Annotated in this window: 21 protein-coding genes and 4 tRNA genes; 3 read left to right on the forward strand and 22 right to left on the reverse strand. The window is 43.2% G+C overall.

Going from position 1 to position 19,882, the window contains the following annotated elements; all coding sequences use genetic code 11:
- From L4C54_RS23895 to fkpA, 9 genes are all read right to left on the reverse strand, one after another.
- On the reverse strand, positions 1 to 300 hold a 300-nt coding region (locus L4C54_RS23895), incomplete at its 3' end, for a GTP-binding protein (protein WP_428809910.1).
- Between the two features lie 145 nt (positions 301 to 445).
- Entirely contained in the window at positions 446 to 2,542 is a 2,097-nt protein-coding gene (gene fusA, locus L4C54_RS23900) for an elongation factor G (protein WP_428810073.1), read from the reverse strand.
- Between the two features lie 126 nt (positions 2,543 to 2,668).
- Entirely contained in the window at positions 2,669 to 3,139 is a 471-nt protein-coding gene (gene rpsG, locus L4C54_RS23905; RefSeq protein ID WP_017035801.1) for a 30S ribosomal protein S7, read from the reverse strand.
- A 105-nt stretch (positions 3,140 to 3,244) separates the two neighbouring features.
- Positions 3,245 to 3,619 (reverse strand): 30S ribosomal protein S12, encoded by a 375-nt coding sequence (gene rpsL, locus L4C54_RS23910; RefSeq protein WP_017035800.1) that lies wholly within the window; start codon positions 3,617 to 3,619, stop codon positions 3,245 to 3,247.
- A 182-nt stretch (positions 3,620 to 3,801) separates the two neighbouring features.
- On the reverse strand, positions 3,802 to 4,080 hold the full coding sequence (tusB, locus tag L4C54_RS23915) for a sulfurtransferase complex subunit TusB (protein WP_428810074.1): 279 nt from the start codon (positions 4,078 to 4,080) through the stop codon (positions 3,802 to 3,804).
- Between the two features lie 8 nt (positions 4,081 to 4,088).
- The gene (gene tusC / locus L4C54_RS23920; RefSeq protein WP_428810075.1) at positions 4,089 to 4,445 is read right to left on the reverse strand and encodes a sulfurtransferase complex subunit TusC; all 357 of its coding nucleotides are present in this window, start codon (positions 4,443 to 4,445) and stop codon (positions 4,089 to 4,091) included.
- On the reverse strand, positions 4,442 to 4,837 hold the full coding sequence (gene tusD, locus L4C54_RS23925; protein ID WP_428810084.1) for a sulfurtransferase complex subunit TusD: 396 nt from the start codon (positions 4,835 to 4,837) through the stop codon (positions 4,442 to 4,444). The genes tusC and tusD overlap by 4 nt, the downstream gene beginning before the upstream one ends.
- Positions 4,837 to 5,571, reverse strand: coding sequence for a helix-turn-helix transcriptional regulator (locus tag L4C54_RS23930; RefSeq protein WP_428804050.1), 735 nt, complete (start codon positions 5,569 to 5,571; stop codon positions 4,837 to 4,839). The genes tusD and L4C54_RS23930 overlap by 1 nt, the downstream gene beginning before the upstream one ends.
- Positions 5,572 to 5,819: 248 nt before the next feature.
- Positions 5,820 to 6,608 (reverse strand): FKBP-type peptidyl-prolyl cis-trans isomerase, encoded by a 789-nt coding sequence (gene fkpA / locus L4C54_RS23935; RefSeq protein WP_428810076.1) that lies wholly within the window; start codon positions 6,606 to 6,608, stop codon positions 5,820 to 5,822.
- A gap of 131 nt (positions 6,609 to 6,739) precedes the next feature.
- Between fkpA and L4C54_RS23940 the strand changes: the two genes are divergently transcribed.
- Both L4C54_RS23940 and L4C54_RS23945 read left to right on the forward strand, forming a co-directional pair.
- On the forward strand, positions 6,740 to 7,720 hold the full coding sequence (locus L4C54_RS23940; protein ID WP_428810077.1) for a WD40 repeat domain-containing protein: 981 nt from the start codon (positions 6,740 to 6,742) through the stop codon (positions 7,718 to 7,720).
- Positions 7,713 to 7,940 (forward strand): SlyX family protein, encoded by a 228-nt coding sequence (locus L4C54_RS23945; RefSeq protein ID WP_017035793.1) that lies wholly within the window; start codon positions 7,713 to 7,715, stop codon positions 7,938 to 7,940. The genes L4C54_RS23940 and L4C54_RS23945 overlap by 8 nt, the downstream gene beginning before the upstream one ends.
- 39 nt (positions 7,941 to 7,979) lie before the next feature.
- On the opposite strand, the gene L4C54_RS23950 is transcribed toward L4C54_RS23945, so the two are convergent.
- From L4C54_RS23950 to tsaE, 9 genes are all read right to left on the reverse strand, one after another.
- Positions 7,980 to 8,165: a DUF2065 domain-containing protein gene (locus L4C54_RS23950; RefSeq protein WP_428810078.1), complete on the reverse strand. Its 186-nt coding sequence runs from the start codon at positions 8,163 to 8,165 to the stop codon at positions 7,980 to 7,982.
- A gap of 127 nt (positions 8,166 to 8,292) precedes the next feature.
- Positions 8,293 to 9,270 (reverse strand): protease modulator HflC, encoded by a 978-nt coding sequence (gene hflC / locus L4C54_RS23955; protein ID WP_428810079.1) that lies wholly within the window; start codon positions 9,268 to 9,270, stop codon positions 8,293 to 8,295.
- Positions 9,271 to 9,272: 2 nt separating this feature from the next.
- Positions 9,273 to 10,454 carry an FtsH protease activity modulator HflK gene (gene hflK / locus L4C54_RS23960; RefSeq protein ID WP_428810080.1) on the reverse strand — a complete coding sequence of 394 codons (1,182 nt, stop codon included), beginning with the start codon at positions 10,452 to 10,454 and terminating at the stop codon, positions 9,273 to 9,275.
- A gap of 44 nt (positions 10,455 to 10,498) precedes the next feature.
- Positions 10,499 to 11,788, reverse strand: coding sequence for a ribosome rescue GTPase HflX (gene hflX / locus L4C54_RS23965; protein ID WP_428810081.1), 1,290 nt, complete (start codon positions 11,786 to 11,788; stop codon positions 10,499 to 10,501).
- A gap of 44 nt (positions 11,789 to 11,832) precedes the next feature.
- Positions 11,833 to 12,090, reverse strand: a complete 258-nt coding sequence (gene hfq / locus L4C54_RS23970; RefSeq protein WP_428804043.1) for an RNA chaperone Hfq — start codon at positions 12,088 to 12,090, stop codon at positions 11,833 to 11,835.
- A 201-nt stretch (positions 12,091 to 12,291) separates the two neighbouring features.
- Complete coding sequence (gene miaA, locus L4C54_RS23975) at positions 12,292 to 13,224, reverse strand: tRNA (adenosine(37)-N6)-dimethylallyltransferase MiaA (protein ID WP_428810082.1); 933 nt, start codon at positions 13,222 to 13,224, stop codon at positions 12,292 to 12,294.
- A 3-nt stretch (positions 13,225 to 13,227) separates the two neighbouring features.
- The gene (gene mutL, locus L4C54_RS23980) at positions 13,228 to 15,165 is read right to left on the reverse strand and encodes a DNA mismatch repair endonuclease MutL (RefSeq protein ID WP_428810083.1); all 1,938 of its coding nucleotides are present in this window, start codon (positions 15,163 to 15,165) and stop codon (positions 13,228 to 13,230) included.
- An 8-nt stretch (positions 15,166 to 15,173) separates the two neighbouring features.
- Positions 15,174 to 16,874, reverse strand: coding sequence for a LysM peptidoglycan-binding domain-containing protein (locus tag L4C54_RS23985; RefSeq protein WP_428810085.1), 1,701 nt, complete (start codon positions 16,872 to 16,874; stop codon positions 15,174 to 15,176).
- Positions 16,875 to 16,912: 38 nt separating this feature from the next.
- Positions 16,913 to 17,377, reverse strand: a complete 465-nt coding sequence (tsaE, locus tag L4C54_RS23990) for a tRNA (adenosine(37)-N6)-threonylcarbamoyltransferase complex ATPase subunit type 1 TsaE (protein WP_428804040.1) — start codon at positions 17,375 to 17,377, stop codon at positions 16,913 to 16,915.
- Positions 17,378 to 17,603: 226 nt separating this feature from the next.
- Between tsaE and queG the strand changes: the two genes are divergently transcribed.
- Positions 17,604 to 18,728, forward strand: a complete 1,125-nt coding sequence (queG, locus tag L4C54_RS23995; protein WP_428810086.1) for a tRNA epoxyqueuosine(34) reductase QueG — start codon at positions 17,604 to 17,606, stop codon at positions 18,726 to 18,728.
- Positions 18,729 to 19,318: 590 nt separating this feature from the next.
- On the opposite strand, the gene L4C54_RS24000 is transcribed toward queG, so the two are convergent.
- From L4C54_RS24000 to L4C54_RS24015, 4 genes are all read right to left on the reverse strand, one after another.
- A tRNA-Met gene (locus tag L4C54_RS24000) sits at positions 19,319 to 19,395 on the reverse strand.
- A 53-nt stretch (positions 19,396 to 19,448) separates the two neighbouring features.
- Positions 19,449 to 19,524, reverse strand: a tRNA-Gly gene (locus L4C54_RS24005).
- A 59-nt stretch (positions 19,525 to 19,583) separates the two neighbouring features.
- Positions 19,584 to 19,660 (reverse strand) — tRNA-Met (locus L4C54_RS24010).
- Positions 19,661 to 19,709: 49 nt separating this feature from the next.
- Positions 19,710 to 19,785: transfer RNA gene (locus L4C54_RS24015), tRNA-Gly, on the reverse strand.
- Positions 19,786 to 19,882 lie beyond the last annotated feature (97 nt).

The following is a 19,882-nucleotide window of genomic DNA, read 5'->3' on the forward strand; positions in this document are numbered from 1 at the left end:
ATCCATTTGTGCAGCACCAGTGATCATGTTTTTAACGTAATCCGCGTGTCCTGGGCAATCTACGTGTGCGTAGTGACGCTCTGGAGTATCGTACTCAACGTGTGAAGTTGCGATTGTGATACCGCGCTCACGCTCTTCTGGAGCATTATCGATTGATGCGAAGTCTTTCGCTTCACCGCCGTATACTTTTGACAAAGTAGTACAGATAGCAGCAGTTAGAGTTGTTTTACCGTGGTCAACGTGGCCGATAGTACCAACGTTTACGTGCGGTTTCGTACGTTCAAATTTTTCTTTAGACACGATCGTGTTCCTTCCTAGTTATGATTCGACCTGATCCTTATTGATCAGGAAGATCCAGAATTTGCTATTTTATGCGTCAACGTGCGTCAGCGCAATATTTGGGCGCATTGTTCTTCCAAAAAAGAAGAAAAACTTACCCTATTTTTTAAACACGCTCTGCAATGATTGCTTTTGCAACATTGTTTGGCACTTCAGCGTACTCACTAAACTCCATAGAGTAAGAAGCACGACCTTGTGTCGCAGAACGTAAATCAGTTGCGTAACCGAACATGACAGACAACGGAACTTGTGCACGAATTATCTTCAGGCCAGCAGTCCCCTCGTCCATTCCTTCGATGATGCCGCGGCGGCGGTTAATATCGCCAACAACGTCACCCATCCAATCCTCTGGAGTAGTTACTTCAACTTTCATCATAGGCTCAAGCAAAACTGGTTGCGCTTCAAGCGCTGCCGTTTTGAAAGCCATAGAGGCAGCGATTAAAAACGCTGTCTCACTTGAATCTGATTCATGGTAAGAGCCATCATATAGTGTAGCTTTGATATCCAGAATTGGATAACCCGCAACAACACCACTATTCATCTGCTCTGCAGCGCCTTTGGCGACTGAATCGATAAACTCTTTTGGTACCGTACCATTTTCAATTTCATCCACGAAGACAAAACCTTCGCCAACTTCTGATGGTTCGAGCTTCAGCCAAACATGACCATATTGCCCTTTACCACCCGATTCACGGATAAACTTACCTTCAGCTTTCGCTGTGCCACGAATGGTTTCGCGGTAAGCAACTTGTGGATTACCAACGTTACAGTTAACGCTAAATTCACGTTGCATGCGGTCAACAATAATATCTAAATGCAGTTCACCCATACCAGAAATCAATGTCTGGCCTGTCTCGTTATCCGTTTCAACACGGAACGATGGATCTTCTGCAGCTAGTTTACCTAACGCAATAGTCATTTTATCTTGATCAGCTTGAGAGCGAGGCTCTACAACAATCTGAATCACTGGATCTGGGAATTCCATGCACTCAAGAATGATCTTATGATTCTGATCACACAGGGTTTCACCTGTTGTCACATCTTTAAGGCCAATAATAGCTGCGATATCACCCGCTCGCACTTCTTTCACTTCTTCACGCTTGTTTGAGTGCATTTGAACAATGCGTCCCAAACGTTCACGTTGCTGCTTAACTGAATTGTAAGCCGTTTTGCCACTTTCAACCACACCGGAATATACACGGATAAACGTTAAAGTGCCGACAAAAGGGTCTGTCGCAATTTTGAAAGCTAATGCAGAAAACGGTTCGTTGTCATCAGCATGACGCTCCACTTCATTCTCTTTCTCATCAATGCCCTGAATTGCAGGAACATCCGCTGGAGAAGGAAGGAAATCAACGACTGCATCAAGAACAGCTTGTACGCCTTTATTTTTAAACGCACTACCACACGTCGCCAGTACAATTTCATTGCTAAGAGTACGCGAGCGAAGACCTTGTTTGATCTCAGCTTCAGTAAGCTCACCTTCTTCAAGGTATTTATCCATTAGCTCTTCAGATGCTTCAGCAGCAGCTTCAACAAGTTCTGTACGGTACTCTTCAGCCATTTCTTGCATGTCAGCTGGAATGTCTTCGTATTTAAACGTCATGCCTTGATCGGCTTCATTCCAGTTGATTGCTTTCATCTTAATCAGGTCAACAACACCTTTAAACTCTTCCTCAGCACCGATATTCAGCTGAATTGGAATTGGCGTAGCACCTAGACGATCTTTGATTTGATCAACAACACGTAAGAAATCAGCGCCTGTACGGTCCATTTTGTTAACGAAAACCATACGAGGAACACTGTATTTATCAGCTTGACGCCATACAGTTTCAGATTGAGGTTCTACACCAGATGAGCCACAGAAAACAACAACAGCACCATCAAGTACGCGCAGAGAGCGTTCTACTTCGATAGTGAAATCTACGTGTCCTGGAGTATCGATGATGTTGATGCGATGATCTTGATACTGTGCTTCCATACCACGCCAGAAGGTTGTAGTAGCAGCAGATGTGATAGTAATACCACGTTCTTGCTCCTGTTCCATCCAGTCCATGGTTGCAGCACCATCGTGAACTTCACCGATTTTATGAGAGAGGCCAGTATAGAACAGAATACGTTCACTTGTGGTTGTTTTACCTGCATCTACGTGAGCTACGATACCGATGTTACGGTAGCGCTCAATAGGAGTTTTACGAGCCACGGTGTATCCTCTTTGTAGGAATTATTGATGTTTCAAAAAGAGATTTTGAAATATAAATAAGCCCTAAAGTCTTATAGGTAGGAAGTAGAAAGTGCTGCGAGAGAAACTCGCAGCACTAAAAAGGTATTACCAGCGGTAATGAGCGAATGCTTTGTTAGCATCAGCCATACGGTGAACGTCTTCACGTTTCTTAACCGAAGTACCTTTGTTCTCAGACGCGTCTAGCATTTCAGCAGCTAGGCGTTGAGCCATAGATTTTTCACCACGCTTACGCGCAGCTTCAACTACCCAACGCATAGCAAGAGCGTTACGGCGAACCGGACGAACTTCTACAGGTACTTGGTAAGTTGAACCACCCACACGGCGAGATTTAACTTCTACCGATGGACGAACATTTTCAAGAGCTTCTTCAAATACAGCTAAGTGATCTTTACCAGATTTCTCAGCCATAACTTCTAGTGCAGTGTAAACAATTTTCTCTGCAGTAGATTTTTTTCCGTCAACCATAAGGATGTTAACGAATTTTGCCAGCAGTTCAGATTTGAACTTAGGATCTGGAAGGATCTTACGCTGGCCTATAACGCGACGACGTGGCATGGATATATCTCCGTTGTCTTCTTCAGGTTATCCAAAACTTTTCAGTTTCTTCAAAAATTAAGAATTAAAATTAATTTAGTGTTTGGCCTTACTTAACGGAATCCATTAAGACTTAGGACGCTTCACACCGTACTTAGAACGACCTTTCTTACGGTCATTTACGCCAGCACAGTCTAATGCGCCGCGAACAGTGTGGTAACGTACACCCGGAAGGTCTTTAACACGACCACCACGGATTAGAACAACACTGTGCTCTTGAAGGTTGTGGCCTTCACCGCCGATGTACGAAGTCACTTCAAAGCCGTTCGTTAGACGAACACGGCAAACCTTACGAAGTGCTGAGTTAGGTTTTTTTGGTGTAGTAGTGTAAACACGAGTACATACACCACGTTTTTGTGGGCACGCTTCTAGTGCAGGCACGTTGCTTTTAACAACTTGCTTTACACGAGGTTTACGTACCAACTGGTTAATAGTTGCCATTAACTAGCTCCTGATTTACTTGAAAGTAAGCTTTGTGAAAAATCTAGCCCTAATGTAGTTCATACAATTAGGGACGCAAAATTCTATTCAGACGGGGGGGATGTGTCAAGAAATATACAGATCTTTTTTCACCAAATTGGTTAAAAAATGACTTTACAGATAACAATATACAAGTAACGGCTCTACCAAGAGATTGATTTAGTGTGCTTTACCGTTAAATCAACAAATTGATCCATGTCGATTACCTGAATACCGTGCGCAACCGATGCTTCTACACCTCTAGCCTGAAGGTCTTCCACCAAGGCTGATATCGAACACGGTAGGCTTTTCAGTAAGATATATTGATAGTGCTTCGGATTCGAAAGATATACCGCAGACTGCATCAATAAAAGCTCATCGGCATCAGTGGTAAACTGCGCTGCTAGCATAACGTTTTCTGGTTTGGAGATAATATAAAGCATCAGTACGCCTAGAAACTAAGAATGTGATGGCAGCTCGCCATTAACGATGCAATATCACGACTTGAAACGATCTCAACATCAAAAGCCAATGGCGTATCCAGTAAGCCTCGATCTTCTAACCCCTTCTGACACGCATACACTTGTTCAATATCGTACAGATCCATCAATTTGAAGCTACTAATGTAGTCTCGGCTTAATACGAGTTCAGGCCTCTGCTCACCAACGAGTTGAGTGACGCCTTCACCAACAAAGAACACATGGATATCTTCACTATACGCCGAGGCCGCTAATAGAGCATCAAGTCCTTCTCTGCCCGAAGCAGTAGCGTGTGGAGAAGAGTGAAATACAAAACCGAGCTTTTTCAAAACTGCACTACCCTATCTTGCGTCAACATGGCTTCAGCTAAGCTGCCTAAACCAGCCTGATTAAATCCCTCAGCTAGATTTGCACTTGGCAATTGATGTTGCATTGCTTCACTTTCGCTAACAACACCTCGCCGAAGTGCTGCCGCGACACAGGTTTCTAAAGCAACATTATGCTCTAAAGCTAGTTTCTGCCACGCTTCAACCAAATTAAATTCATCGTTCGCTGGAACGGTCAAACAAGAGCCGTTAGTGACGCCATCTTGATAAAAAAAGACACTCGTTAAGATGTGTCCTTTTTTTATCAGTGCCTCTGCAAATAGAAAGGCACTGCGCGCGGCTTGAGAGCCATACACAGAGCCGTTAACGACTAAGGTATAGCTAAGAGAAGAGATCAAGACTCTTCATCCTCTGTTTTGCGTTGACGAATATATAGGTAAACAGTGTGCTTTGAGATATTAAGACGATCGGCGACTCGGTTTATTGCGTCTTTAATATCAAAAATACCTTTGTCGTACAGTTCCATCACTATTTGACGGTTCTTGGTATTATTCGAGACCGACTTATCTGCATTGATCTCTTCAATCGTACGTTCAACCGTTTGGTCCACCAACTCTTCAACATCACTTGCGAAGTTTACTGAAGACTCCGCTTCATTTGCTTCTTGAGTAGGCATAAACGATTTTAGAACTTGTGAGAATGGTGCATCTAAATTCACATTAATACAAAGAAGCCCTATCACTCGATTTTCACCATTGCGAATAGCAACAGTGATCGACTTCATCAATACCCCGCCTTTAGCACGGGTAAAATACGAACGAGAGAAGTTACGCTCAGAGCCTTCAATGTCTTTTAGCATTTTTAGTGCTAAATCAGTGATTGGGGAACCCACTTGTCTTCCGGTGTTTTCACCGTTAGCAATTTTTATCGCCGATGTATTAAGATCTTCAAGCGAGTGTAAAACGATTTCACAAAACGGACCGATAAGACTGGCAATACCATCAACTACCGCTTCATAAGATCTTAGAATTATTTTGTCATGGTCACTGAACGGCTTTACATGGACTGATTCCATTTCAAGCAGTTCTGTCTCTAGTGGCATGTCTGTAAGTGTTTCGGTAGTAGTCACGATATTCTAGCCTTAGCGCAAAAAATCAACAAATCTAACTAAGTTTATCAGAAAATTTGAATAGAGCACCTAGCTAAGTAGCAATCTGCTGACTTAACGCAAAGAATATGGCCAAGATCGCTAAATAAAGCGAAGAACGTCTAAATATAGTCAATGATCTTTCAACCAAACTATTGCTCATTTAGACATCGCTCATAAAAAAGGGCCTGAACAAGTCAGACCCTAATCAATATTCAGCTCAATCGTTATTATTGAACTTCAACATTCGCATCGCTTTCGATTTTTAGTAGTTCAACTTCAAATACTAATGTCGAGTTAGCTGGGATTGTTGGTGTGTCTTGTGGGCCATAAGCAAGTTGTGGTGGGATAACAAACTTGAACTTAGAACCAACAGGCATTAGTTGAACGCCTTCAGTCCAGCCAGGGATAACACGGTTAAGTGGGAACACAGCTGGCTCACCACGATCGTATGAGCTATCAAACTGAGTACCGTCAATCAAAGTACCTTTATAGTGTACTTGAACCGTATCAGTATCTTTCGGTTGGTCGCCCTTAGCTTCTGTGATTACTTGGTATAGAAGGCCAGAATCTGTTTTTGTTACGCCATCTTGCTGTGCAAAATCAGCTTGGAAATCTTGACCTGCTTTTTCCGCAGCCGCTGATTTTTCTTCCGCTTGAGCTTGCATCGCTGTTGAAACACGTACATCTAATTGCTCAAGAACTTCACGAGTCTCTTCTTCGTTTAATTCAGCATTACCCGCAAATACGTGCTCAATACCTTTTAGCACAAGGTCTTTATTTAGATTGATACCAATTTCACTTGGTTTTTCAATGCTTGTGCTTAGGTAGTTTGCAAATGAAACACCGATCGCATATGCCGCTTTATCGTCATCCGTTTTAAAGTGAACAGCTTTGCCTGTTTCTGCTACTTGCTCAGCCGCGGCTGCAGTTTCAACTTTTGGCTCTTCTTCTTTTTGACAGCCAACTGCCAACAATACAGTTGCTGCAAGCAGTGACACTTTAAACATCGATTTCATTTATTTCTCCAGTTTTAGGCTAACCATTCGTCACAATCATTCAGTTATGACTGGAATGCGAGACGTTGTTGTACCAATATAGCTATATGTTTACAAATTGTCTTTACACACCAAGCGGATAATTGGACTTGATGCGAAATATTCTTCATTCAATTTTGTGTGGCTTTGTCATCCTAGCGTTAAATGGATGCTTTTTCTCTTCCAAAAATGATCAACGTTGGGAGCTAGAGCCCAAAGGCACGACAAGCTTTGCATTAAGTCGTGATGCTAGGTTTGCTCTTATCTATTCCAAAGAACATAAACTGGTTCTTTGGGACCTTGCACAAAACGAACAACTGGCTCAACTCGGCCAACAAGATGCTCAAGAAAACTCAGTGTCCCGTATTCGTATTTCCGACAACGGACGCTTTGCTATCACCGCTAGCCAAATCAACTTCGCTGTTTGGGACCTCTCTTGGACACAAGCAGAAGGCTTATGGTCCATTTCAGATGGCCTTATTCGCGATGTTGATATATCCAGTAATGGCGAGCAAGTTCTGCTAGGGCTTTCTAACGGCAAAGCCATCTACGTAAATTTAGTCACCGGACGGCGCTTAGAGTTCCTTGCGCATCAAGAAAAAATTAATTCCGTTGCACTTTCCCCGAATGGCCGCTTCGCCTTATCAGGTGGCAATGACTATAAAGCGTATCTTTGGGACACTGAATCCGGTCAGATTTTACGTACATTTGAACATGAGCAACGCGTCATTCGAGTCGCACTGCAAAGAGACGGATTGCTTGCTTTTAGCTCTGATGGAGGCAATCAAGCGATTGTATGGGACTTAAAAACAGGAAATGAACAGGCGCAATTAAGCAGTTTTTCTCGTCAGCTCATTTTTTCAACTGCTCGATTTTCTGACGATGGTTCAAAGCTCATTACCGGTACACCCTCTAGTCGAATCATAGTTTGGGATACAAATAGTGGTAAGAAGCTTGATGGATTTGAGGCAGAGCCATTAAAAGATGCTCGTCCTCCTCGTGCGGTAGTGTATGATGCCGCTTTCGATAATCAACAGCGTGTTGTCTCAGGCACATCCGCTGGTATTGCACAGGCTTGGAAATTTGATGACTGATAAATCCTACCAAGCGCTTGAAGATCGCATTAACGATTTAGAGTGCCAACTTGCTTTTCAAGAGCAGACCGTGAGTGAACTTAACGATGCACTTTCAACGCAACAACTACTGATCACTAAGATGCAAGATCAAATGAAGTATGTTGCTGGAAAGGTAAAGAATATGGATTCTTCAAATCTTGCCGACCCTTCGGAAGAGACGCCTCCACCGCATTATTAACCACCAGCCTTTTATGTAAATAGAAGGTGAGTGATGAACTTACGAGAAGACGTAAGCGATCACAACACCAGCTACCACCAAACAGCCTCCCATTCTTCTCAATTGATTATCGGGTTGCTCACTCAGTTGAGCAACCATTGCTCGCCAGCCATTTGGAGCAATGAGCGGACCTAAACCTTCAACGATCAACACTAAACCTAACGCAACCCAAATTGAGTTCGACATCATTATTCCTTTTCTAATCGAGTAAGTACTGGGAAAAAGAAAGGCCCCTAATTAGGAGCCTTAAATCTATTTTCAGTAATAACAACTGAAGCTTAGCTATGTGATAGTACTTAGCAATATTCTGCGGTTACTTACCAGCTATGCCTTTCGCATTGTTCATATACTGGAAGAAGTCACTCTTAGGGTCTAACACTAAGATATCACTCTTATCACTAAATGAACGCTCGTAAGCTTGCAGCGAACGAACAAAGCCAAAGAACTCAGGGTCTTGACTAAACGCATCTGCGTAGATTTTTGCTGCTTGCGCATCCGCGTCACCACGAGTTACACGAGCTGTTCTATCTGCTTCTGCAATTACAGTTGCTACTTCAAGTTCCGCTTGAGCACGGATAACTTCCGCTTTCTCACGACCTTGAGAACGGTGTCTACGAGCTACAGATTCACGTTCTGCACGCATACGACGGTATATAGATTCGCTGATTTCGTCAGGAAGGTTGATTTTCTTCATACGGAAATCAACAATCTCAACACCTAAATCTGCCATTGCACTCTCGGCTGTTCCCGCTAGTACATTTTCCATAACCTTGTCACGTTCGCCATCAATCTCTAACGCTTCTTTGGCCGCTTCCGTGGTCACTTCTTCGCTATCAGCACTGTCAGGCAAGACATCTTTGTTACGTGGACCCGAAACGATTTGCTTTATTTCACGCGAACCGATTTCTGATCGAAGAACATCCGTCACTTTACGCTCAAGAAGTGCTTCTGCGGTCATAATATTACCACCGCCAGTACTCAGATAAAAACGTCCAAAATCAGAGATACGCCATTTAGCATAGGTATCAATTAAAACGTCTTTCTTCTCTGATGTTACAAAACGGTCCGAAACACCATCCATCGTTTGAATACGTGCATCTAATGTTTTCACGCGATCAAACAGTGGCATTTTAAAGTGAACACCAGGTTCGTAGATACGAGATACACCATTGTCATCAAGAACACGGCCAAAACGAATCACCATGCCGCGCTCACCTTCTTGAATAACAAAAAGTGACATCAACATGAGAACAATAGTCACTGCCAATACAGGGATCATTAACTTACGCATTATTAGTATCTCCCTTGACGTGAGCCCGATGAACGGGATTGTGAATCAGACTGTGAAACATTAGCTTCTGACTCAAGTTCGATTTGATCATAAGATGACGTTGAGTTGCGTGTTGCCTTAGAGCTGCCTTCTTTACCTGCCAACTTATCAATTGGTAAGTACAGTAGGTTGCCACTAGACTCAGAGTCAATCAGTACCTTCGACGTACTTGAGTAAACCTGTTCCATAGTATCTAGGTACATACGGTTACGGGTAACTTCAGGTGCAGCGGTGTATTCCGGTAGTAGTTTCTCAAACTGAGCGACTTCACCAATTGCTGCATTGACCGTACGCTCAGAGTAACCAAGAGCTTCTCTCTTCAAACGTTCTGCACGACCTGTTGCTTTCGGCAAAATATCATTTCGATACGCTTCTGCCTCACGCTCAAAACGCTCTTCATCTTCTCGAGCTGCGATTGCATCATCAAACGACGCTTTCACTTGCTCAGGCGGACGAGCTGACTGGAAGTTCACATCAACAATGGTCAAGCCCATATCGTAAGCATCAATGATGTCATTCAATGTTTCTTGAGTGCTTTGACGAATTTGTTGACGACCACTGGTCAGGATACTATCCATTAACGAGTCACCAATTACCGCACGTAGAGCAGAATCGGCAGCTTGACTTAGACTGTCATCAGCATTCGTTACTGTGTATAGGTATTTGTATGGATCAGATACTCGGTACTGAATATCCATACCAACCGTTACTACGTTCTCATCTTTCGTTAGCATCAGACCTGATGCGCGTAAAGATCGAATCGCTTGAACGTTCACGGCTTCATACGTATCAATACCTGCAGGACGCCAGTTCAAACCTGGATCCTCGATATGATTGTATTTACCTAAACGTAATACGACACCGCGCTCGGCTTCACCAATTGTGTAAAAGCCAGAAAATGCCCAAACTGCGACTGCGATTGCTGCAATGACACCTACGCCAATTGCACCGCCGCCGCCACCAAAAGAGGGACCACTTCCACCTTTCTTACCAAACTTGCCACCCAATTTTTGACTCAGTTTATTAAACACTTCGTCTAAATCTGGCGGTCCTTGATCTCGGCCACCGCGATTATCTTTATTACCCCAAGGGTCTTTATCGCGGCCGTTATTGCCGTTGTTATTACCAGGCTCATTCCACGCCATTAGAAAGCTCCATCATTGATATGACGTTATACTGTAGCAGTCCTTTAAGTAACTATAAAGTCACGTAAAACTACCTCTTCTCTTTTCTCTAACTTTGACCAATCGACTTGTTGCATTCGAATATCGATAAGCAAATCGCCTTCTTGGTCATATTCTTCTTGTTGAATACAATTCATTTGGAAGAAGGTACTACGAATTCTTCCCTGATACTCAGGGGGGATTCGCAGTTGATAAGACACCATTTGACTGGCTAACCTTTCAGTTAGTGCTTCAAACAGTAGATCAATACCTAGTCCATCCATTGCAGATACCCAAACAGTACGAGGATTTCCTTCCTCGTCTCGTTCAATTCTAGGCTTCTGACCTTCTAGGTTATCAATCTTGTTCATAACGACAAGAGTTGGTACTTCGTGCGCATCAATCTCTTCTAGCACGTCATGAACGGCTTGAATGTTCTCACGAAAACGGTCATCACTGGCATCAACAACATGTAACAAAATGTCAGCTTCTTGCGTCTCTTGTAACGTGGCTTTAAATGCCGCGACAAGATCATGAGGAAGATGTCGAATAAAACCAACGGTATCCGCTAAAATAGCAGTACCAACATCTAACAGTTCAATTTTTCGTAATGTTGGATCAAGCGTAGCAAACAACTGATCCGCGGCATAAACGCCCGCCTCTGTAATACAGTTAAATAGGGTTGATTTGCCTGCATTGGTATATCCCACCAGTGAGATAGTTGGGATTTCTGCACGATTCCTTGCTCGACGGCCTTGCTCTCGCTGTTTAGCCACTTTCGCTAAACGTCGTAAGATCGTCTTAATTCTGTCACGCAATAATCGTCTGTCGGTCTCTAACTGAGTTTCACCGGGTCCACGTAATCCAATCCCACCTTTTTGTCTCTCTAGGTGTGTCCACCCTCTGATCAACCTCGTAGAGATATGACGCAATTGAGCAAGCTCGACTTGCATTTTACCTTCATGAGTTCTTGCTCGTTGAGCAAAAATATCCAGGATCAAACCTGTTCGGTCTAATACTCGACATTGACATAGGGCTTCTAGATTACGTTCTTGGGCTGGCGATAGGGCATGGTTAAAGATCACGATATCGGCACTGACCAATTGAACCGCCTGTGCAATTTCTTGAGCTTTACCCTCTCCGACATAATATTTAGGGTGTGGAGATTGACGACTACCAGTCACAACTTGCAGCGTCGACACTCCAGCAGAAGAGATAAGCATTTCACATTCGCTTAAATCTTCCCACTCACCCTCTTGCGAGAAATTAATATGAACAAGTACGGCTCGTTCACCGGCTTCATAACGGTCAAACAAGCAGCCAACTCCTTGTTGTTGAACTAATTAAATACGTCAGATTATTAATCTTCTGATTTCTCTTGTGGACGATCAGGTCGGTCACCATTGTGATGGCTTACTGCACGAGCAGGAACCACAGTAGAAATAGCATGCTTATAAACCATTTGGTTAACAGTGTTCTTCAATAGAATTACAAACTGGTCAAATGATTCGATTTGTCCCTGTAGTTTAATACCGTTCACAAGATAGATTGAAACGGGAATACGCTCACGACGGAGTGCATTCAAGAATGGGTCTTGTAAAGATTGCCCCTTAGCCATTTTATTTTCCTTATTTTGTATTTTGTTGTAATTATTTAGCTAGTGGTTTCGTGCAAAAAGTTGTGTTGCTTTGCATCTGAGCTAAACGAGTAATAAATACCCCGTCGTTACTTGTTATGTAGGCAATGCATACGTTTTTCAAGTAACGGATCCTTTACAGGGTATATTCACGCAAAAGCGATCTCATTATACACAGCTAATTTAATCAGATGCTATTGCATTTGATAACGTTTCTAGCGCGTGTTCAACGTTCTCGCTATCTAACCAAGTTAAATCATCCCAGCTGCGCAACCAGGTGATCTGACGCTTGGCCAATTGACGGGTTGCACAGACTCCACGAAATATCGCTTCATCCTTACTGCAGTTCCCATCTAAATAGTCCCACATCTGCCTGTAGCCAACGCAACGAATTGACGGTAATTCTGGGTGAAGATCTTTTCGGGCATAAAGTGCCTTCATTTCATCTTCAAACCCAGCTTCCATCATATTGTTAAAGCGCAGCTCAATACGGCGGTGGAGCTCAGCCCTTTCCTTGGGAGCTATTGCAAACTGCTTAACTCGAAATGGCAGACTTTCGCCTTTAATTTCAGTTAGCTCAGTAAGAGTTTTACCGGAAATTCGATAAACTTCCAATGCCCTAGACAATCTTTGTGGGTCATTAGGGTGAATTCTTGTTGCTGAAACAGGATCAATCTCTCGTAATTGATCATGTAATGACTGCCAACCTTCGCTCAATGCTTCACTTTCAATATGTTTTCTAATTTCAGGATTCGCGGCAGGTAATGGTGAAAGCCCTTCAAGCAATGCTTTGTAATACAGCATGGTTCCACCAACAAGAAGTGGGATTTTTCCATCTGCAACAATACGGTTCATTTCCGAAAGTGCATCACGGCGAAAGTCCGCAGCTGAATAAGCTTCACTCGGATCTAAAATATCAATTAAACGATGGGGGGCCAGTGCCAACTCTCGTTCATCAGGCTTAGCCGTGCCAATATCCATATCTTTATAGATTAATGCAGAGTCCACACTGATGATTTCTACAGGAAACTTTTGTCTTAAACGAATCGCTAGATCCGTTTTCCCAGACGCTGTTGGGCCCATTAAGAATAGAGCCAAAGGTAATTTATTAGTCATTTTTTATTTAGCCAGTAACGCAGCAATCGTGGCCGAAAAATCTATCGGCTGCAAAAATTTAGGGTCATCTAAAGGTAGTTGACCATGCCAAAGCTGTTCTAGTTCCGCAATAATTTGAATAGCTTCCGATAAAGTGTAGTCGCTTTTCACCTGAGTTATATGATTCGCTAACCAAATCGTTAGTTGGGTTTCCCCGAACTGAGAGTCAGTATTCAAGTCATTTGAAGCTGCGTAAGATAACAGATCTGGAATGATTTTTTGTAAGTTTTGCTGACGTAGTGGCTGTGGAACCCCCATGATCATTAAGGCGTGCTTATTGCGCTCTTTAATTTGAATGCCCAATTTATGAAAGAGTGGTTGAATAGCTTCGCAACTTAAACGCTGATCATCGTCAACTTTCAAAGATAGAGGCACAAGTAACGGTTGAGGTTTAAGGTTACCGTGGGCCGTATCAAGCTGACCACGGATACGAAGCCATTCCGCTTTTGCTAAAGAGACCAACACGCAGCTCTTCTTATCTCCCATCACCACATAGTGTCCAGCTGTCACACAAATGGCCTTGCCAAGCGCGTCTATCGGTAATGTCTGTTCAATCGTCTTCTCTACCGGCAATGATATGCTTGGGCCTTTTGCTTCTATAGTCGACTCTAGGGTTTCTGTTGTCAGTAGATCAGTATATGCATGAAGCTCTCGCTTAGTCGGTGCTTGTGGCAGATCGGGTTTATATGCTGAACGAGAAAAAGGGCTTTTAGAACCTACCCACTCATTAGCATGGCGAGCCGTTTCATTCACTTCACCAGAGCTAACACTGGGCACTTTATTTGGATAATCAGGAGTACGCTCTACCGCGGCAATCACTTGAGGTGATACAGTATCAACATCTTCCCCTTGTGGCTCGGCTCGATGAAATGCCGACTCTGTGATTTGTGGAGTCTCTATATGCTTACTTTGAACAAGCGCATCACTCAACGCTTGATAGATAAAGTCATGAACTAGTCGAGCTTGATGAAAGCGAACCTCGTGCTTGGCAGGATGTACATTGACATCTACTTGATGAGGATCGATTTCAATAAACAGAATATAAGTGGCAAACTGATCTGGACGTAGTGTATTTTCATAACTTTGCCTGATTGCATGATTGATCAGCTTATCTTTCATCATACGGCCATTAACATAGCAGTACTGAAGATCGTTTTGCTGCCTCGCACCTTCTGGTGTGGTTATCCACCCATGTAAATGCAAGCCTTGGTGCTCTAGCTCTATTTTGAGCATGTTTTTAACGAAACCACTTCCACAAACAGCCGCAATGCGCTTTTCTGCTTGTATCTCTGTTTTAGCCGCACGATATTGTCTAACTGATTTACCGTTGTGAGTTAGGTTGATAGTGACATCAAAACAGCTCAACGCGATGCGTTTTATCAGTTCGTCAATATGAGTAAATTCGGTCTTTTCTGTGCGAAGAAATTTGCGCCTAGCCGGTGTATTGAAGAAAAGATCCAGCACTTCTACGCTAGTGCCTATAGGGTGAGCTGTTGGCTTTAGCTTTACCTGCATATCTCGCCCTTCACTATAAGCAGACCATGCCTGCTCTTGAGTTGCGGGGCGTGAGGTCATCGTTAAACGTGAAACAGAGCTAATACTCGCCAGTGCTTCGCCACGAAATCCAAGACTAACGATCGCTTCCAGATCATCCAAAGAGTGAATTTTTGAAGTAGCATGACGACTGAGCGCTAAGCCTAATTCATCTTTATCAATGCCCTTTCCATTGTCTCGCACTCGAATGAGCTTCGAGCCACCTTTTTCAATATCAATGTCTATTCGAGTAGCGCCGGAGTCCAAGCTATTCTCTACCAGCTCCTTTACAACAGAAGCCGGTCGTTCTACGACTTCTCCTGCTGCAATTTGGTTAGCTAGACGAGCTGGTAAGATCTTTATTGTCATGACATGTGCTACTTATTAGGGATGATCAATACTTGGCCAATAGCCAGTTCGTCGGAGCGCAGTTTATTAGCTTGTCGAATGCTACTAACCGAAACACCATATTTACTCGCAATCTTGCCTAAGAACTCCCCTCGCTGAACTTTATGCTTGCGGATTGGCACATCTTTTAGGCTGACAGTAATTTTAAGCTTTTGCCCTAGCCTTAATGTATCCGATTTCAGGTTATTCTCTCGCTTAATCGCTGCTACCGTGACTTTATACTTACTGGCTATCTTGCCTAAATAGTCACCAGAACGAACGGTATGGGTGACCTTCTTGGTCTCAACAGTATTCGCAGCCGTCGAAACAGAGCCACTACCTGGGATTTTCAACACTTGGCCAATCGCTAGACCACTGCTTTTAAGCTTGTTTTCTTTCATCAATACGCTGGTTGATGTACCAAACTTCTTCGCAATCGCCGACAAAGAGTCACCACTTTTTACTTTATAAGTTCTCGCCTTTGTCTGCGCTGTAAACGAGGTACCTTCTGGCGGGTTCGCTTTTAGGTATTTAACCACCGCTTTAGTAATTGAACGTGCAAGCTTGTCTTGATGCGATCTTTGGAAAAGTAGTTTCTCTTCAGTAGGATTCGAAATAAACCCCGTTTCAACCAAGACTGATGGGATCTGTGGAGAACGCAGTACAGCTAAGCTGGTATTAATTGGTTTCGAGTTATGCAGTTTTGCAACTTTTCCCATCTCAGACAAAATGGTTGTCGCCAGTTTATAACCCTCTTTTTGAGAATGGCTAAACTGAAGATCAAGTAGGGTTTGGTTTACATTCCGATCATTAATACTGCTAGGAAAAGCAGCCCCACCACCACCGAGTAGCTCAGATTGTTTTTCTTTATCTTCAATCCATCGTGATATTTCAGTATTGGCACGACGTGTATTCAAAACAAAAACCGATGCACCACGCGGCTGAGGTGTAGTAAAGGCATCAGCATGCACAGATATGAGTAAGTGTGCATTATTTTCACTGGCGATCGCGACTCGTCTATTCAAATTAACAAAGTAATCACCAGAGCGGGTTAGCTTTGCTTTAATACCTGGTATCGCATTTAATTGCGCCGCCATTTTCTTTGAGATACTCAACGTCGCATTCTTTTCATACTTACGAGTTGGCCCAATTGAACCCGGGTCTTCTCCGCCATGACCAGGGTCGATCACAATCAGAATTTCTTCTTGGCGCTTTATCTGAGAGGCATCTTTACTCACCGTTGGTGCCGTCGCCGTTGGCACTTTAGCAGAGGTCGAGCCATGTGGTAAGTCAATCACCAAACGATGGCCATATTGACCACCAGGAGTCGGAGCAAGCTTAAATATATTGGCTGAGACTTTACGTTTTAGCTCAAACACAAGCCTATACGTTGACTTCTCAGGCGGTGTACTCTTTCTCACCTGACTAAGCACCGGGCTATCAGTTACTTTTAAAGGAAGCTTAGTGCTGAGCGATGTCTTGTTTAAATCAACAACCAAGCGACTTGGGCTACTTAAGGTAAAATAACTAAAATCAGCCTCATTTTTTAAATCGATAACAACTCGTGTTTCATCCGGTGATGGCCAGACACGAACCCCTTCTAGAGCATTCGCCCATAGAAAGTTTGAGAAAAATAGAAAGAATGCGGTAATGGCAACCAAACCTGCTCGAAAAGCAGGAACCGATTTCATCATAGGAATAGCTCTATTTATTGAAATAGCTTGAATGCTCAACTTAACTCCAATTGATTTAGCAATGAATGTCCGTACTCATTATTAGCGGTCAGTGTAATGACGCGCTGTTCCCCTAGGTAACGCAATTCAATATCAAGGTCAGGCTGTGGGAGTAAGCCCGCCCCTTTTTCTGGCCACTCGACCAAACAAATAGCATCAGAAGTAAAGTAGTCCCGTATTCCCATAAACTCCAACTCTTCAGGATCAGCCAAGCGATATAGGTCAAAGTGGTAAACCTGCCACTTATCTAATTGATATGGTTCCACAAGTGTATACGTTGGACTTTTTACATTCCCCTGATGGCCAAGAGCACGCACAAAACCACGGCTAAAGGTTGTTTTTCCTGCGCCGAGGTCACCATGCAAATAAATAGTCGTTTGCTGTGTGCAGTAGTTGGCGAGCAGAGTACCGACTTTAATCGTCGCCTCTTCATTGATTAGGGTAAATTGTTTTGTATTCATGGCTGGCTTCTCGAACTTACTCAAACTGACTATATATAAATCAAAAGAATAGGAATAGTAAACTGGGTTAGAATTGAGAGACAAGGGCTCTTGTGTAATTAAACGCAAATAATGGCAAATAATCTCTAAATCTAGGTCATCTTATTGCTAGATCCTTGTAATAAGATCTTGTAAGATCGCGCCCCCCTATTTCACCAGGCTCTTTATCATGGCAAGTTCTCCATCTTTGGATTACCAACACCTCGCTAATCAAATCAAAGTGTGGGCGACAGAGCTAGGCTTTCAAAAGGTTGGCATTTGCGATATCGACCTTTCAGAGCACGAACCTCAACTGCAAAAGAGTATTGATGCTGGGCTTTATGGTGAAATGGACTGGATGGCACGCCACGGAATGATGCGAGCGCGTCCTGCTGAGTTACTCCCTGGAACCATTCGGGTGATTAGCGTGAGAATGGACTACCTTCCACCAGACGCACAGTTTGCCTCAAATTTGGCAGATAAAACTCAAGCTTATATCAGCCGCTATGCACTTGGTCGTGATTATCATAAGTTAATTCGTAGCCGACTAAAGAAACTTGGTCAACGAATTGAACAAGAAGCCGGTAGCTTTGGTTATCGCCCATTTGTGGATACTGCGCCAATACTAGAGCGACCATTAGCTGAGAAAGCTGGTTTAGGTTGGGCGGGTAAACACTCTTTACTACTCGATAAAGAGACTGGATCTTGGTTTTTTCTTGGTGAGTTACTGATTGACCTGCCACTTCCTGTCGATGAGCCTAGCATCAATGAGTGTGGAAAATGCAAAGCTTGCATTACCTCTTGTCCAACCCAAGCGATTATCGCTGATGGCGTTGTAGATGCACGACGATGTATCTCCTATTTGACTATAGAATTTGACGGTGTCATTCCGGAAGAATTTCGTAAGCCAATGGGGAACCGAATTTACGGTTGCGATGACTGCCAACTTGTTTGCCCATGGAATCGCTTTGCCGACTTAACAGAACAAAAAGACTTTCATCGTAGAGAGACATTATCAAACGCTGATTTGGTTTCGCTCTTCTGTTGGAGTGAAGATGAGTTTCTGCAAAAAATGGAAGGCTCTGCCATTCGAAGAATTGGTCATATTCAATGGCTAAGAAATTTATCGATAGCTATGGGAAATGCGCCCTTCTCTCAAGCCATTGTTTCTGTATTAGAGAGCAAGACTGGCCTTAATGAAATGCTTGATATACATATTGGCTGGGCATTAGAGCAACAACTTAATCAAATACCATCAAGCAGTGAAAAAATTGATACTAAAAAACAAAGATTAATTCGAGTGATAGAAAAAGGTCTTCCTAGGGACGCATGAATCTTACATAAATCCACTGCTCATTTTTTGACTTAGTTCTAAAAAATCAGAATGTGGAAAAAAAACTAAACTAGACAGCGTTTCCTATAGCCAGAGAAAGTTAGCCACAAAGTCTTTAAATGACTAGGATCAAAAAACAATCACTTAATGATCTTAAGCAAATGGTTCACCATGTTCTTTTTGAGTGACCAACAACTTAAAAATCAATGGGTTATACAACTTACTGTATTTTATTACCGTTAGTTAAATTTAAAAAGATCTTTTATTTCTCATCGCTTCTAGCCCGAAAAATCAGTTTACCCACCAACTTATCCACACGACTTGTTTTGTGGATAACTCTGTTGATAGACAATACAAAGTAACACTCAACATCAATGATGACGCGGCGTTGGCTCGTCTTAAAACCAATAGGCTATTTAAGTCAGACAAGAACATCTACCGTTAGGCAGTGTTTTATTCATTGTGGGGGGTTATGCTTCGCAGCATGATAGAAAAGAGCAAAGCCTTGCGGCTATTAGTGAAAGAATCACTATGACAGTAGAAGAGCTAATATTTTATTCTTGAGTGCTTAGTAGCAAGTAACAAGAAAGTGGTTGCGGGAGCCGGATTTGAACCGACGACCTTCGGGTTATGAGCCCGACGAGCTACCAAACTGCTCCATCCCGCGTCCGGATGCATTATTTAAGATAATGAGACTTTCATCTTTCTTCGAAAAGAAACTGGAGCGATACATCGGGTTCGAACCGATGACCTCAACCTTGGCAAGGTTGCGCTCTACCAACTGAGCTAGTATCGCATTAGTTAACCGTCACTCTTTACTRCTGTGAAGCAATAAATCGACGWCTAACTGTAATGTGGTTGCGGGAGCCGGATTTGAACCGACGACCTTCGGGTTATGAGCCCGACGAGCTACCAAACTGCTCCATCCCGCGTCCGGATGCATTGTTTAAGACAATGAGRCTTTCTCTTTAAGAGAGAATTTGGAGCGATACATCGGGTTCGAACCGATGACCTCAACCTTGGCAAGGTTGCGCTCTACCAACTGAGCTAGTATCGCATTAGTTAACCGTCACTCTTTACTACTGTGAAGCAATAAATCGACGTCTAACTGTAATGTGGTTGCGGGAGCCGGATTTGAACCGACGACCTTCGGG

The sequence above is a fragment of the Vibrio lamellibrachiae genome, from assembly GCF_050337265.1.
GTDB lineage: Bacteria > Pseudomonadota > Gammaproteobacteria > Enterobacterales > Vibrionaceae > Vibrio > Vibrio kyushuensis.